The organism is Paenibacillus sp. FSL L8-0435 (genome assembly GCF_037965655.1).
Lineage (GTDB): Bacteria > Bacillota > Bacilli > Paenibacillales > Paenibacillaceae > Paenibacillus.
In genome coordinates this window covers 2,097,405-2,113,472 of the sequence record NZ_CP150185.1, presented here as the reverse complement: position 1 = coordinate 2,113,472, position 16,068 = coordinate 2,097,405, and the positions used below count along the sequence as shown (strand labels likewise).

Here is a 16,068-nt window from a genome sequence, read left to right as displayed (position 1 = left end):
TTTTAAAGGAATGCTATTGGCCGGCTTGTTCACGGCGCTGCAATTTTTCATTGGTTAATTTCTCAGGGGTCACATCATGCCCCAGTGGGTCCACAACGGATACTGCCAGCATGGTTGTCAGCACCTGACCTCGAATAGCCTGCAAATATTGTTTTCTAAGCTCGTGCTGCTCGCTTTGTTCAGCTTTTGTCAAACCGACGCTGCTACGTTGTTTTCGACTTAATTCGTTAATGCGTCCCAAAATAGGAATCATGTAATCCACCTCACTTGTTAGTCCAATTTCCAAAAGATATTTCGAATATCTTCAAACTAACTTATTACAACTTTACGAATTTGTCCATAGGCGCAATCCGTTGAGAAGTGTTTAGGTGATCTCATGCACAGACCACACAATGCCATTTGTAGCACCACTGCCCAGGTTCAATGTAATCGTCAACCCGTTTGCAGCATAGAACAGTCCAATCACATCTCCCGCGTTCAGTGCGACTTCTACTGCCAAAGTCACTGAACCACTTCCCAGCACTGCCCGCAGTGTGAGTAGCGTAATCGCGACATTTAGGACGGGCAACAAACCACTGACAAGTGTCGTTACCGTAGGGGATGTTCTCTGTACAAGAAAGGCTGGGTTAACACCAGCACCCAGAGATAGAGCAATCGCTGCGGTCGTTGCATAATTGATCGTGGCCACAATCGAGTATCTTCCAGTTACCGGGACGGTATAATTCCCCGTAGTTGCATTAAAGTTGGCATTACCGTAATAAGGACTCGTTGTTGTCCAGTTGGTTAATTGTGCGCTCGTTGCTGTCGAAAGTGTAGCCAGGAAGGCAGAGAACCCTTGTGTTGCAAAATTGGGGCCGGTTGGTCCAGTGGCTCCTGTCAAGCCCGTGGCCCCGGTTGCACCTGTTGTTCCTGTGATTCCTGTTGCTCCAGTGGCTCCCGTTATTCCTGTTTCTCCAGTTGCTCCGGTCGCGCCAGTTATACCTGTAACTCCTGCTGAACCAGTACTTCCGGTGGCTCCTGTTACACCCGTTGTACCTGTAGTTCCTGTAGCACCGGTCACCCCCGTGATACCCGTAATTCCTGTTGTGCCTGTGGCTCCTGATACACCTGTGAGCCCTGTAGCCCCAGCTGCTCCGGTCGGTCCCGTTACACCGATCGTGCCTGTAACGCCTGTTAAACCCGTCTCTCCTGTAATGCCCGTGGTTCCTGTTGCTCCAGTCACACCTGTTATCCCAGTGGCTCCAGTCGTACCTGTTGTACCCGTAACACCAGTTACGCCAGTTATGCCAGTGGCACCAGTCGCACCCGTAGTTCCAGTCGCGCCGGTTACGCCAGTAACTCCCGTAGTTCCCGTTGCTCCAGTAGCCCCGGTGGGTCCCGTCACACCAGTCGTACCTGTGACCCCTGTTACACCCGTCTCTCCAGTGGCACCTGTAATTCCGGTAGCTCCAGTCACACCCGTAATGCCAGTTACGCCGGTCGTGCCGGTTACTCCTGTAACTCCTGTAACTCCAGTTACCCCAGTAATTCCAGTAGCACCAGTCGGCCCGGTTACGCCAGTTATTCCTGTAGAACCCGTACTCCCCGTTGCTCCTGTAACTCCAGTCGTACCAGTGACTCCGGTTACGCCAGTCGCACCAATGGCTCCGGTTGGTCCTGTTGGTCCTGTTGGTCCTGTCGTGCCGGTAACGCCTGTTACCCCCGTCTCTCCTGTAATGCCCGTGGCTCCAGTTAATCCCGTAACACCAGTAGCTCCTGTAGTACCCGTACTTCCCGTTGCTCCAGTCGTACCCGTTTCCCCTGTGACCCCAGTGGCTCCGGTCGCACCTGTTGTACCCGTAACACCAGTTAAGCCAGTCGCACCTGTTGGTCCTGTGAACCCTGTTTCTCCAGTTGATCCCGTCACACCAGTCGTACCTGTCACCCCTGTTGGACCTATAGCTCCAGTAGCTCCAGTTGCACCAGTAATTCCTGTGGCTCCTGTTACACCAGTAACTCCCGTGATACCCGTTGCCCCAATCGTACCTGTGCTGCCAGTTAGACCCGTCTCTCCAGTGACGCCTGTTGCTCCTGTTGCTCCTGTTGCTCCTGTCACACCCGTACTTCCAGTGACTCCAGTTATACCTGTTAGTCCTGTCACTCCTGTTAGGCCAGTCGAACCGGTTGAGCCCGTTACACCTGTGGCCCCGGATAGACCCGTTACCCCGGTGACACCAGTGACTCCGGTTAGCCCCGTCTCTCCAGTTATTCCTGTTTCACCTGTTGGACCTATATCTCCAGTAATTCCTGTAACCCCCATAGTTCCGGTAGCTCCAGTAATTCCTGTTGTGCCACTAACTCCGGTCGCACCTGAAATCCCCGTTTCTCCAGTTGCGCCAGTTAAGCCCGCCACTCCAGTCGTACCTGTGACCCCTGTTGGACCTATATCTCCAGTAATTCCGGTTGCACCAGTAATTCCTGTGGCTCCTGCGCTCCCAGTTAGACCCGTCTCTCCAGTGACGCCTGTTGCTCCGGTAATACCAGTTGAACCAGTAGACCCGGTGAGTCCTGTCGCGCCAGTTATACCAGTAATTCCTGTTGTGCCACTACCTCCGGTTGCACCCGTAACACCAGTTGTTCCCGTCGCGCCCGTACTTCCAGTAGTTCCAGTTACACCTGTTAGTCCTGTCTCTCCAGTTACTCCCGTAATACCAGTTGTTCCTGTTACGCCAGTTAAACCAGTCGGGCCAATCGAACCGGTAGGGCCCGTCACACCTGTGTTTCCAGTTAGACCGGTCTCCCCAGTAACACCAGTGGCCCCGGTCACTCCCGTCAGTCCTGTGAACCCTGTTACTCCAGTCACTCCCGAGATACCTGTAATTCCCGTTGCTCCTATCGCCCCAGTCGATCCCGTCGGTCCCGTCGCGCCTGTGAATCCTGTTAGACCCGTTTCCCCAGTGACACCAGTCAGTCCGGTAGCTCCGGTCACTCCTGTGATACCCGTGGTTCCAGTAATGCCAGTTAGTCCAGTTGTACCTGTAATTCCAGTTTCTCCAGTTGCACCGTTCAGTCCCGTCACACCAGTCAGACCTGTGACCCCGGTTAACCCCGTCTCTCCTGTAGGGCCAGTCGAACCGGTAGGGCCCGTTACACCTGTGGCCCCGGTTATACCCGTTTCCCCAGTGACACCAGTGACTCCTCTTAGACCCGACTCTCCAGTTACACCAGTTGTTCCGGTTACTCCCGTGGCACCTGTGCTTCCTGTTGCTCCAGCGGCACCTGTTGGGCCCGTTACACCAGCTGTACCCGTGATTCCGGTAATACCAGTTAGTCCAGTTGCACCTGTACCTCCTGTTAGACCTGTCTCTCCAGTGACACCTGTTGCTCCGGTTACTCCCGAAATACCAGTAGTTCCGGTCACACCAGTAAGTCCCGTTACGCCAGTTAAACCAGTCGTGCCAGTTGGTCCCGTTACACCTGTGTTCCCTGTTAGACCTGTCTCCCCAGTAACGCCAGTGGTTCCGGTAATTCCCGTTTCTCCAGTTGCACCGGTCGGTCCCGTCACGCCAGTCGTACCTGTGACCCCTGTTGGACCTATATCTCCAGTAATTCCTGTGGCTCCTGTGCTCCCAGTTAGACCCGTCTCTCCGGTGACGCCTGTTGCTCCGGTCAAACCAATTGTACCCGTAACGCCAGTTGTGCCGGTTGGCCCTGTTTCCCCGGTGACCCCGGTTATGCCAGTAGCTCCGGTATTACCAGTTGAACCAGTAACCCCGGTGAGTCCTGTCGCGCCAGTTACACCAGCAATTCCTGTTGTGCCACTAACTCCGGTTGCACCTGTAAAACCAGTTGTTCCCGTCGCACCCGTACTTCCAGTAGCTCCAGTTATACCTGTTAGTCCTGTCTCTCCAGTTGCACCAGTTGTTCCGGTTGCGCCGATTACTCCCGTGGAACCTGTACTTCCTGTTTCTCCAGTCGCACCTGTTGGGCCAGTTACACCAGCTGTACCCGTGCTTCCTGTGGTCCCAGTCGCACCAGTGGCTCCAGTCACGCCTGTGAGACCCGTGGTTCCAGTAATGCCAGTTAGTCCAGTTGTACCTGTAATCCCTGAGGTTCCAGTCTCACCGGTGATTCCGGTTACCCCTGTTAACCCTGTCGTTCCTGTTGGACCGGTAACTCCCGTTAGTCCTGTGAACCCTGTTTCTCCAGTTACACCTGTCGTCCCGGTGTTTCCTGTAGCACCCGTAATTCCGGTAGCTCCGGTAATTCCTGTTGTGCCACTAACTCCGGTTGCACCTGAAATCCCCATTTCTCCAGTTGCGCCAGTTGATCCCGTCACACCTGTCGTTCCTGTGACCCCTGTTGGACCTGTACTACCTATAAATCCAGTAATACCTGTTGCACCCGTTACTCCAGTCGTTCCTGTTGTGCCCGCAATTCCAGTAACGCCAGTTAGTCCAGTCGTACCTGCTGTACCCGTAACGCCAGTTACGCCAGTGACACCAGTTGGACCTGTGACTCCTGTTAGCCCCGTCTCACCAGTACTTCCAGTAGATCCGGTTACACCCGTAATTCCAGTAACTCCCGAAGACCCAATCCCCCCAGTGGCACCAGTTGCGCCGATCGCACCTGTTATCCCTTTCGTGCCAGTTATGCCTGTATTTCCAGTTGGACCCGTACTTCCCGTTGCTCCTATCGCCCCAGTAAATCCTGTAGCGCCTGTAACTCCGGTGATACCTGTCTCACCGGTTGGGCCGGACGGGCCTGTGGTTCCAATTTCGCCAGTACTTCCCGTTAATCCAGTCGCACCCGTAATACCTATTAGACCCGTCGCTCCGGTTGGGCCAGTTGCTCCGGTTGGGCCAGTTGTTCCGGTAACTCCCGTTATTCCTGTTTCACCAGTAGATCCTGTTAGTCCCATCACACCAATTCCAGTTGGGCCAGTTGCTCCAGTGAACCCGGTAGCCCCAGCTAATCCTGCAACTCCAGTTGGACCTGTAAAGCCGGTTATACCAGTATTTCCTGTAGCACCGGTCACGCCTTTAACACCAAATCCGGTAATTCCAGTTGCGCCGGTTGTTCCTGTGACTCCAGTTGATCCAGTGCCAGTTGCACCTGTAGCTCCTGTACTTCCTGTAGATCCAGTTGCTCCCGCCTCACCCGGTGGACCCGTCTGACCTGTAGATCCTATAGTTCCAGTCAGTCCGGTAACTCCAGTTTCTCCTGTTGCACCACTCATTCCGGTACTTCCAGTGGCTCCAGTAGCTCCAGTCCGTCCTGTTAAAATGGTTGCTCCCCATATGCCGGGATACCCAGGGTCTCCGGTTAACCCAGTAGCACCTGTTGCTCCAGTGAATCCTCTCATTCCCTGATACCCCCGTGGGCCGCGAAGGAAAGGAATCCTGTGATTTTTCTTTTTTTTGCATTTACGTTTGCTTTTCTTACAAGACTTACTCTTCTTCTTTGGGATAGAGTGTTTTTTTGATTTTTTTGCTTTCCGTTTGCCTGTACTACTTGAGGAAATTTTGCGTTTCCTTTTGGATATACCGCTCACAAGAAAATCCCCCCTCCTCGTACACCACGTCGATTCTCCGCATTTTACAATAGTACACTCTATGCCCGGGACTAGCTTTGTGCGCCCCCTATTCAATATACCTATGAAACCTTTATAATTAGTGATCAATCAATTACTTTCTTCTAAAAATATATTCCCCTCTACTCCCCCTGCAACTCCAACTCCTTAATCGTCAACGCAATTCCTTCTTCAAAAGATGTTGCCACAACTGGGCCAATCCGTTCCTCATACTTCTGTCTACTCAAGATCAGGGGTTCCTCGGTCAGATATAACATTTCTACAATTTCTTTCATAACGGGTACACCTAGTCCGATCACCGACAACCCTATTTTTCCTAACTCCATCACAGGTTTACTTCTTCCTGCAGCCTTTTGTGCCAATCGCACGATGTCATGACCCGAGATGATCCCCGATCCAGGAATGTTCCAGTTCTGTCCATACGTCGTCTCTCTGCTTGCCAGCTCCACCACCATTACCGCAGCATCCGGCAAATAAATATACTCTCTTGGTGTCTTCATATTTCCGATAAAAAAAGCCATCTTTCCTTTTGCTATCGCTTCAAGGGTTGAACCCAGATAGGAAGCTTGATTAGCCGATGGGCCATAATAATCTGGCAAACGAACGATCATCACCTGAGCTCTACTCCATCTGGTGCTGAATAACATCTGTTCATAGGCAAGTCGTGTCTTGCCTTTGCGGGTATGCGGCTGCTTCGGATGTTCTTCCGTTACCTCGCTCATTTGTCTTCTGCCATAAGGGTAGATTCCGTCTATAACAACCACCTTCAGACCCAAGTGTTCTGCCGCCGCCATCACAGATTCACCGAGCGGAATCAGCCTGCTCTCCATCTCGTTATAAGGGACATTCGCACAATGAAATATGACATCGGCACCTTGGGAAGCAGCAATAATATCCTCCGACCGAAATGCATCTCCAACTGCAATTAACAGGTGATCCGGATATCCCAATTTTACCGCAAGTTGCTCCAACTTTTGACGGGAGCGCCCAAATGCGATCGTAGAAATCCCTTGTCTAATCAATTCCTCCGTAATCGCTGCACCTGTTCCACCTGTGGCTCCAATCACAATAGCCTTTTTCATCGTATATCGACCTCTTCCATCCATTTAGTTATTGATCAATTACTTATCTGAAAATAATATAAATCATATTTAGTGATTGATCAATAACTAAAATTCAAAAAGGGACTTTACCTCCCTCTCTATCGATCCTTGAGCTCTGGCATATCCAGCGCAGTAGATATATTACATAACATCCCGATCGCCAGGAAAATCATTGTTCTTTTCAGAGGTTCGGCAATTCCTGCAACTGTGAAAGCTTCCAGTACCATGGCTCTTACATCACTCATGCCTTTTTGCATGGCCTGACGAATAACTTCTTCCTGGATCGTTTGCGCCTGCATCTGAAGCAGTATTTCGCTCTTGTGAGATTCCAGAATCCTATCGTAGGCTTCAATGAGATCATTCTCTAGCTGATCTGGCGTCGCCGTCTCCACCACAATTCGAAACGAATCAATCACCCGTGTCCATGAGACCTCAAGTGCAGTTAATAATAAAGCTTCTTTTGTTTTGAAAAAACGAAATATATACGGCTGTGAGATCTGTGCCCGTTCAGCCACCTGGGCTGTGGTCGCACGATAATAGCCAATTTCCGCGAAGACGTCAATTGCTGCAGAGATAATATCATTTCGCCGGTTAACCGACGCTGCTGTATCTTTAGCCATGATAATTCGTCCTCCCATAGTTAGTGATTAATTAATCAATAGCTTGTAGTATAACGAATACTATCCTTCAATGCAAAGGTATTATGACCCTGTACAAAGCCAACAAAACCCGCAGACGCTGGCTCAAGCCGCTGCAGGTTGTGTAGCTTGTCTATCATAGATTCTATCCACTGGAAACCGAAGAGAACATGGATTGTCTGAAACAGATACGTACCATGCGGTACAAGAGTGTCTGTTCACTGCTGGAGAAGTTTGCGCAATCGGGATTCCGAATCCAGCTTGGGACAACTGTTACAATATGCATGTGCTTGACTGCCGCTCCCAACCTGATATGCCAAACAACAATATCGACGTATCAGGAACGGCGGTCCCTGCCAACTGGAATGTTCGAAGCACTGTAGCTCATTGGCAAATGTACATGCATTATCGTTTTGCCGGTCCAGCCAGAGGCTTTGATCTTCTTGAATCTTTGCAAGCCGTTCATCTGTCTTCCAAATGCTCTGATCATGGATCATTCGTGCATACAATTGTTGCACATTATGCGCAACCAGAGACCACATGACCTTATCGCTCGCTCCTGTTCCGACGGCTACCGCTCGCAGGACAGGTTCCAGATGTAACAGCACTCTTTTCTTGAGCAAACCACTCTCTGACCTGCGCTGAACAGGATCTTCAGCCTCCAGAGAGGTTCTCTCCAGCCGAGTCGCATATCGCATGCCACCTGCTCCATTCAATTCAAACCGCACATCATCGTCTGCAATGCTAAGTATCGTATCGTATAGACTGAATGCTGAGATTATGGACATAACAAATACGGAGTAACGTTTGGCAAAAAGTGTACCAACAGCCGCACTTCCTCTGCCGCCCAGTTGAAGCCCTTGCTGCATAGCCTGTTCACGCAATATCAAGTTTCGTTTCTCTTCATTCAACAGATCCTTCACACGGAAAGGATACTTGGAATCATCACAAGTGGCTTGGATCGTCGTCACAAAAAATTGCTGTAACGCTTCCAACATCTCTGAATAATCATGTCTTGGATAACGTTTCATCTACTGAATCATATCTTCAACTTCGTTGATAATCTCGCTTCGCCCAATTGCTCCCCAGCCCTTAAACAACCAGAAGGAATCTGTCGTATAGACCTGATCTGTACCAACAGCAGGTACTCTCTTCCAGAGTGAGCTTGCATTGATGTTGTTTAAATACTCATCGGCATTCGGGTCAATCTCCAGAACTACGAAATCAGCATCCACATCTGCAATTTTCTCCATGGACAAATCCTCACGTTGTTCGGCAGGTGTCACAGTCGTTGGCACAAATCCAAGATCATGATACAAAAGTGTGTTGGTTGGATGTCCCTTTGCCGCGTAAATTTGTAAGGTCTTCTCTCTTACACGCAGATAAGCCAACTTTTTTTGATCCAGTTGTTCGATCTTCGCTTTTAGTTGCTTCGCCTGCTGCTCTACCTCGGCTATCTTTTCTTTTGCCAGATCCACTTTGTTGTACATCCCGGCAATGGTCAACAGATCCTGTGTCCAATATGTTGTATCATCAACAAAATCCAGCCATTCAGTACCAAGTACAATCGTCGGAGCGATTTTCTCCAACTGATCATACGTACTCTCCGCAGTTCGACTCTCAATAACGATGACATCCGGATCAATCTGAAGGATAGCCTCCAGGTTAGGACTGTCTGCAGACCCTACCGTTGGAATGCCGGCAAGCTGATCTGCAAAGTAAGGCAAATAATCTCCTCCGTAACGAACTTCTACATTAACGCCTGCTGGTTTCTCACCAATCGTCAACATGTGATCGATGTAAGCAGCAGATAATACCACCATACGCTCTATTTTTTGCGGTACAACCGTTGTTCCTTTAAGATGCTCAATCGTTTGTGTACCACTCTCTTCCACAGGCGTATCCTGTTGCAGAGGCGTTGCTTCTGTTGCCTTGCTACATGCCGTCAGAACGAGCACAAGCAGGGTCAACAGTATCATCGTTGTTGCTCTCTGTCTTACCATTTGTAGTAAATCCCCTCTACTATTTAATAATAATAATCATTATCACTATAGTAGGGAAAAGCGCACAGGCTGACCATGGATTATTCCACTCTCTTCTCTTGCATAATATCACCTTAAGGTAACCCCAAGTTGCTCTGCCACATATCGCATGGCCCACATGCGTCCGGTCGGACCCAGCGTTTTGAAGAAAATATCTCCTGCATTATATACACGGCCTTCTTGAACAGCCTTTAATGCCAACCATGCACTGGATTGCTGTAATTGCCTCAGTTGAGCACGTGCCTCTTCTGTGGGATCGACCATTACAAACACATGATCCGCGTCGTATAACTGCAAATCGCGAACTTTACTCTCTACAGCCCACTGTTGTTCCGGAAAATCACGAGGCAAATAAAATCCCAGATCATCATACAATAGCGCCCCTGTCTGGTTGTTCAATCCATACATTCGGTAGAAATGAGAAGTCACCCGGATGAACATGGCACTCTGTTTCCCCCACCTCGATTGAATGCGTCCTCGAAGAACCCGGCTCAGTTCAGCATGTTGTTCTATCCACTGTACAGCCTGTTCGGTGCGGCCCATAATGTCCGCCATATACAGAAGCCTCTCCCCAAAATGGTTGGTGTGCTCCAGCATGGTGGTAGGCGCGATACGATTCAGGGAGTCATTTGGCTCCAAACGATCACTTGTAATGATCAGGTCCGGTTGGACTCGCCTCAAATCATCATAGTTCTGATTGAAGCTATCCAGAATAAGTCCCTGATGACTGTGTGCTTGAAGCGCAGGTACGGCAACATGACGAGCTACCCTCTGACCATAGGATAAAGCGGATACTGGCCTCAAACCGAGCGTTATCACATAATCGTCCAACCCGTAATACAAGGTGGCAATGCGATTCACTTTATTTTTCATATACAACGTTGGGGCGATTCCTTCGTTTTTCTTGAAGACTCTGCTGAAATAGTGCTCGTCCTTATAACCTACTTGCTCCGCAATTTCCTTGATTCTATCTGAAGAAAATAACAACTGCTTGGCCTTCGCCATACGTAGTTTCAGTATATATTCAATCGGGGTCATATTGAGTTGCCGTTTGAATGTTCTTATAAAATGATTCACACTAAGCCCTGCCATGCGGGCCATCTGATCCATTCGAATGTTTTCCATATACTGATGCGTCATATAATCAAGTGCCAAATCCATCCCCGCTTCAGGGGGTGTTGCTTCATTCACGTGCACCATTAACTGAATCAACAACTGATGCAAAAGATGTTTCCTGCGCGTCTTTTCCAGACTCGTGATGGAGTACTTTCCACTCACCAGGGTATCCATCATCTCCTGAATATCACGTGTATTGGAAGGAACATTAAGTTTGCCCTTCACAGGGAGATCAAATGCCTCGGTATGCCAAGCATTCCGACGCCGGGTAAGTGTAACACAGGAAAATAAAATGATCTGATATCGGACAGGTGCTTCCATATCCGTCTGAAACTCCACATGCATTCCTGGCTTCAACAAAAACCACTCGTCTTGAGACACCGTATGTACAATGTTATCCATAGACAAAGATCCCTTGCCAGCGATGACCCTGCAAATGGCGAACCTTTTCCAGATCCGACGCTGGACAGCCCCCGGATTGCTAGAGTAATGGCAGACGTGGACAGCAGAGAAATGTAGTTGCTCCAGTTGTTTGATCCAATCATTCTCCTCCATGCGCATGTCCCCTCCCCGTTCTGATCCGATTCTGTGTGAACTAATTAACTCTATTTTTTAGCTCCCAATAGTAAATTCTTTATACTATCCAACTGCAACTCCAGTGAATAGGGATCTTCCATGACGAACTCATCCTCTGTTCCATCCAAGGAACCATAGGCGTAGACTTGTCCTTTCTGCACAGCAGGCAGACGTTTCCACACCTCGCTGTTCAGGATCTCTTTGGCGTCTTCGCTACCCGAACCATATAAGAAGATATGATCTCCCATATACTCAGGCAGTACTTCAAGGGAGATCGTCTCGAATCCATCCTTCATATCGAGTGCTTGCTGAGTAGGAGGCAGTTTCAGCATCTCATAGATCGTGGAACTACCATAGTTCCCGCCTTCTGCACCAAGGACATACAACGCTTTGTATCCTATTTGAATGATGGATACGGTCTCACCTTCTTTAATCACACCATCAATCTGCTTCTTAGTCTCTTCGATATTCTCTTCATATGTCGTGATCCATTGCTCTGCTTCCTTCTCTTTACCAAAAACACCAGCAATCCGGCGCAGCTTTTCCAGTGGACCAGAAGTTTTATCGCCTTCCCAATAAGGTAAAAAGACGGTCGTTGCAATTTTTTCGTAATCCTCAATATTTTTATCAATGGAACCGATGATGAGATCCGGCTCAAGTGACACTAATTTCTCCAGATTCATTGGGAACTCTCCTCCCAAATCCTCAATACCCGCTATAATATCAGCAGCAATGCCAGACTTTTCAATCCATCCTTCGTTCAGCATAAATGTTCTTACACCAACCGGTACAATGCCCAGTTTCAGCAGGTACCCCATATATTGATCTGAAGCAACACGCTGAGGATTGGCTGGAATTACCACATCTCCCCTCATTGTGGAGACCGTCCGCGTCTCCGGCTGTGCAGTCGATTTCCCTGTCTCCGTTGTCTGGTTACCCGATTGTGTAGTAGCCGCATTGGTCTCTGTTTGCGTACCACTTGCAGACGGTGCCGGACTGGAACAGGCCGTGAGCAATAGCGTTAGACACAGCATCATGCTTAGTGCTGTCATTTTGAATTTTCCTTGCATTATTAATTCCCCTCCAACATTCTTTTGATATTGATAATCAATATCATTATATAGATAGGAATGTAACGAATGAAGGGCATTTTCTTGCATTATACTGGGCAAATCTTGCTTGTTGTTCAATACCAATGTCTGTTTCGACTTGTTAAACCGTTGGCTTACTCCTTTTTTATAACGAATTGGAGAAAGACCTTTTATTTTTTTGAAGCTGCGGCTCAGTGAATGTGCATCCGGATAGCCGACCTGTTCTGCAATCTGTTGCAGCGTAGCACGGGTATGCACCAGAAGATGTGCTGCCCTCTCCATTCGGATCTGTCCAAGATACTGGATGGGACTGATGTTTAACTTTTGTTTGAACAACCTGGACAAGTGCCCCACACTGCATTCTATTGCTTCTGCCATTACGTCAAGAGCTATGGGCTCATGGAGATGAGCATTCATGTATTCAATAGCCTGTGTGACCGTATCCGGTTTATGTGGCTGAATGGATTGTTCGTATATGTCTGCCAACAAAGAATATACCCATTGATGAAATAAGGTTTTGGCATGTAACTTTGCAAGCTTAGTGGACTGTTCCCACTCCTGTTTTAATTCCTCCATACACTGATACAGGTGCAGCGGACGGGTTGGTACAAGTGCGTATTGGTCCTGGAACGGACGTTCATGGTCCATCAGATGCTGAATTTCCATCCCACAGGGCAAGGCCAGAATGGCTTTGTACAAAATCATATAATACGTCACGCCTGAATCCGTCTCCATGTTTAAATTCGCCTGTTTGCCTCCATGAATGATGTGGAATCCCTCCACGATGTATCTGTGTTGATCCATTCGTATCCGTGCACTTCCGTCGGTGATATATAGATAGGTACTCGCTGGTAGTTGATAATTCTTCAGCTTCTCCCCAGGATCCAAAGCGTTCTGGCGTACATCCAGTATTTTGACAAAAACATGATTCCACAACCTGATGTGATCATTCAAATTCATATCCGCTGTACTTTCCCTCCCGCCATGTTACATCGACATACCTTCTTGTTGCTGTTAGGAAATGCCTGTTAATTTCGCTCATGATGCACATTTCATTTATTATAAATTAATTGATAACAATTCTCAATGACATAACCAATCAATATTAACTTATCCATTTGGACAACATATACGGACTGTAATGTAACATAGCGGGATAATAACACTAGAATCAGCAACATTTTCTAACCTGTTGCAAAATCATAAAAGGCATGATATATTAATTGAGCCATCAATGATTGATGCATCAAATATTGATACATCAATGATCGAGAGCATCCAAATAATCATTAGGCAATGGCATTGTATACTGCAACATTAATCATTGGTTAACATACGCCGTTGTTCATGATTCAGATTCACCCGGGAGGTCTAGTCATGACACGTATTGTTTCCAAAGAAGAACAAATCATCAATCTGTTGAACGTGTTGGGTAACAAAATCAGTCCCAAGTTTGAACGCTGTACAGGTATCAGTTCCTCTCGCTTCGAAATTCTGCATGAGCTGGATCAGGTAGATGAGATTAACCAATCCATGCTGCAGAAAATCATTAACATTGATAGTGCTGCGATTACACGCCACTTGAAACAGCTTGAGGCGGACCTGATGGTTACAAGACGCAAGAACCCCGACGATAATCGGGTCACTTTTGTTCGTTTGACGGACCACGGTCGGAAACAGATTGAAGGCTACAAAGCAGAGAAGACCAATTTTATCAACCAGATTTTACAGGATTTCAGTGAAGACGAAGTTCAGTCACTCGCCGATCTCCTAGAACGTATGCACAACAATTTCTAAACCCATATATAGAGGAGAGATCCATGCATGAGTACAATTCAAAGCAAATTCCAGAAAACCAATGATTTTAACGAAATTACCTACGGTCGCCGTTCTGTTAAACTTTACGATCCTGAAGTGAAGATCAGCCGTGAAGAGATGACAGAAATTCTGTCCGAAGCTTCCCGTGCACCATCTTCGATCAATTTGCAGCCTTGGCGTTTTCTGGTTGTTGATACGGCTGAAGGTAAAGAAAAGCTTGCTCCACTTGCGAGATTTAATCAAAATCAAGTGTTGACTTCTGCCGCTGTTATTGGCGTATTTATTGATATGAACAACGTTGAATACATGGATGAGATTTTTGGTAAAGCTGTAGAACTTGGTTACATGCCACAAGACATTAAGGATATGCAGCTCAAAACTGTAATGCCTTATTACGAAAAGATGGCTGCTTCCGATCTTCGCGACGTTAACCTGATCGATGCTGGCCTTGCTTCCATGCAATTGATGCTTGCTGCTCGTGCTCATGGTTATGACACCAACCCAATTGGTGGTTATGAGAAAGACCAGATTGCAGAAGCATTTGGCATGGACAAAGAGCGTTATCAACCCGTTATGTTGATCTCGATCGGTAAATCGGCCAAAGAAGGTCACCCTTCCTACCGTCTGCCTGTAGAAACCATCACAACTTGGGCATAATATCAGGGACGGTTTCCCTGTAAGTCTCGGTTAAATGGGTCAATAAGCATATATTCTTAACACATTCCAAACAAACACAATATGGAGGTTATACATTATGATTATCATTCACGCTCATCTGCAAATTAAACCGGACCAAGAGCAAGCATTCCTCGCATCTGCGAAAGAACTGATTGCTGCAACACGTCAAGAAGAAGGTAACATCAGCTACGATTTGGCAAAAAGCACAGAACGCGAACAACAATACACGATGATCGAGCTGTGGAAAGATGAAGCTGCTACAGCTTCCCACAACACAAGCGCGCATTTCCAAGCTTTTGTTCAACAAGCAGCAGCATTCATGGCCGCTCCAATGAACGTTGAAGTATTTGCTGGAGAACAAGTTAAAGCATAATAGCTGAATGGCTGATATGCGAATTGGCATGTAAAGAAGCCGCTCTTGGTCATATGACCGAGGGTGGCTTTTTCATTCCTTTGAAAAGTAAGTTCGACACACTGCCAATTAGTTCTCATGTTTGACCGTAATCACGACATTTCCCCTCTTTCGCCCTGTTTCCACATAGCGATAAGCTTCCTGAATTTGCTCCAAAGCATAACGTCTGTCAATCACCGCTTGCATCTTACCAGCCTCCATCAACTCTTTAAGAAGTATCAGATCCTTCGCAGTAACCCTTGCGATGCCTTGCCCATCAACAGTGACATATGTGCCGTTAGGTGCCAATAGGTGCCGACACTGACTTTTCGAGACTTTGCCAACTGCATCCAATATCAGATCATACCGCTGACTTGTTTTTGTAAAGTCTTCCTTCATATAATCTATAACATGCTCGGCACCAAGTGACTTCGCGAACTCCACATTCGTTGTACTGCATACCCCCGTCACTTCTGCTCCAAAATATTTCGCAAGCTGTACAGCAGCAGTTCCTACGGCTCCCGAAGCTCCATAGATGAGCACTTTCATTCCCCGTTTAATGTTTCCTTTGCGCAGAAAATATAAGGCGGTAGTTCCACCAAACGGAATTGCTGCTGCTTCCTCATACGTTGCGTTGAGCGGTTTCAGAGCGACTGGATCCTCTTCAGAGAGGCATATATACTGAGCATGGGCACCAAAAGACAATCCATTGATGGCATACACCTGATCACCTAACTTAAATTGCTTTACTTCCTTGCCAATCGCCGTAACTTCTCCTGCCAACTCTACGCCCAGGACCGAATTTCGAGGTTTTCGGAATCCCAAAAAAAGACGCATCGGTACCCAGTACAGAAACGGAACATTGGAACCACGAACTCTGCAGTCCCCGGATGTTACAGTTGTTGCGTGTATTTTAATCTGAATCTCATGATCTTTGGGTGATGGCTTCGCTATGTCTTTAAGCTGCAACACATCTGGTGACCCATACTTCGTACATATGATAGCTCTCATATCTTTCCCCCCACATGTTCCTGTTTGCCATG

At 47.7% G+C, this 16,068-nt stretch carries 12 protein-coding genes; 3 read left to right on the top strand and 9 right to left on the bottom strand.

The window, feature by feature from the left end:
• Window positions 1–13 precede the first annotated feature (13 nt).
• The 8 genes from NST33_RS09645 to NST33_RS09610 form a co-directional block, all read right to left on the bottom strand.
• The gene (locus tag NST33_RS09645; protein WP_036670038.1) at window positions 14–253 is read right to left on the bottom strand and encodes a DUF896 domain-containing protein; all 240 of its coding nucleotides are present in this window, start codon (window positions 251–253) and stop codon (window positions 14–16) included.
• A gap of 111 nt (window positions 254–364) precedes the next feature.
• Window positions 365–5,218: a hypothetical protein gene (locus NST33_RS09640; protein ID WP_339308658.1), complete on the bottom strand. Its 4,854-nt coding sequence runs from the start codon at window positions 5,216–5,218 to the stop codon at window positions 365–367.
• 476 nt (window positions 5,219–5,694) lie between these two features.
• Window positions 5,695–6,654, bottom strand: coding sequence for an SDR family NAD(P)-dependent oxidoreductase (locus tag NST33_RS09635; protein WP_339307747.1), 960 nt, complete (start codon window positions 6,652–6,654; stop codon window positions 5,695–5,697).
• A 119-nt stretch (window positions 6,655–6,773) separates the two neighbouring features.
• Window positions 6,774–7,295 (bottom strand): TetR/AcrR family transcriptional regulator, encoded by a 522-nt coding sequence (locus NST33_RS09630; protein ID WP_339307745.1) that lies wholly within the window; start codon window positions 7,293–7,295, stop codon window positions 6,774–6,776.
• 236 nt (window positions 7,296–7,531) lie between these two features.
• A complete protein-coding gene (locus NST33_RS09625) occupies window positions 7,532–8,344 on the bottom strand; it encodes a hypothetical protein (RefSeq protein WP_339307743.1) in 813 nt (270 codons plus the stop codon).
• Window positions 8,345–9,316, bottom strand: a complete 972-nt coding sequence (locus NST33_RS09620; protein ID WP_339307741.1) for an ABC transporter substrate-binding protein — start codon at window positions 9,314–9,316, stop codon at window positions 8,345–8,347. It lies immediately after the preceding gene.
• Between the two features lie 108 nt (window positions 9,317–9,424).
• Window positions 9,425–11,026 carry an AraC family transcriptional regulator gene (locus NST33_RS09615; protein ID WP_339307740.1) on the bottom strand — a complete coding sequence of 534 codons (1,602 nt, stop codon included), beginning with the start codon at window positions 11,024–11,026 and terminating at the stop codon, window positions 9,425–9,427.
• 50 nt (window positions 11,027–11,076) lie between these two features.
• On the bottom strand, window positions 11,077–13,098 hold the full coding sequence (locus tag NST33_RS09610; protein ID WP_339307739.1) for an AraC family transcriptional regulator: 2,022 nt from the start codon (window positions 13,096–13,098) through the stop codon (window positions 11,077–11,079).
• Window positions 13,099–13,515: 417 nt separating this feature from the next.
• Between NST33_RS09610 and NST33_RS09605 the strand changes: the two genes are divergently transcribed.
• The 3 genes from NST33_RS09605 to NST33_RS09595 all read left to right on the top strand — a co-directional run bounded on the left by NST33_RS09605 (window position 13,516) and on the right by NST33_RS09595 (window position 15,007).
• Window positions 13,516–13,935 (top strand): MarR family transcriptional regulator, encoded by a 420-nt coding sequence (locus NST33_RS09605; protein WP_221823224.1) that lies wholly within the window; start codon window positions 13,516–13,518, stop codon window positions 13,933–13,935.
• Between the two features lie 27 nt (window positions 13,936–13,962).
• On the top strand, window positions 13,963–14,613 hold the full coding sequence (locus NST33_RS09600) for a nitroreductase family protein (protein WP_076209073.1): 651 nt from the start codon (window positions 13,963–13,965) through the stop codon (window positions 14,611–14,613).
• A gap of 97 nt (window positions 14,614–14,710) precedes the next feature.
• Entirely contained in the window at window positions 14,711–15,007 is a 297-nt protein-coding gene (locus NST33_RS09595; RefSeq protein ID WP_221823222.1) for a putative quinol monooxygenase, read from the top strand.
• A 108-nt stretch (window positions 15,008–15,115) separates the two neighbouring features.
• Here NST33_RS09595 and NST33_RS09590 read toward each other — a convergent pair whose 3' ends face one another.
• Window positions 15,116–16,036 (bottom strand): NAD(P)-dependent alcohol dehydrogenase, encoded by a 921-nt coding sequence (locus NST33_RS09590; protein WP_339307738.1) that lies wholly within the window; start codon window positions 16,034–16,036, stop codon window positions 15,116–15,118.
• Window positions 16,037–16,068: the final 32 nt, after the last annotated feature.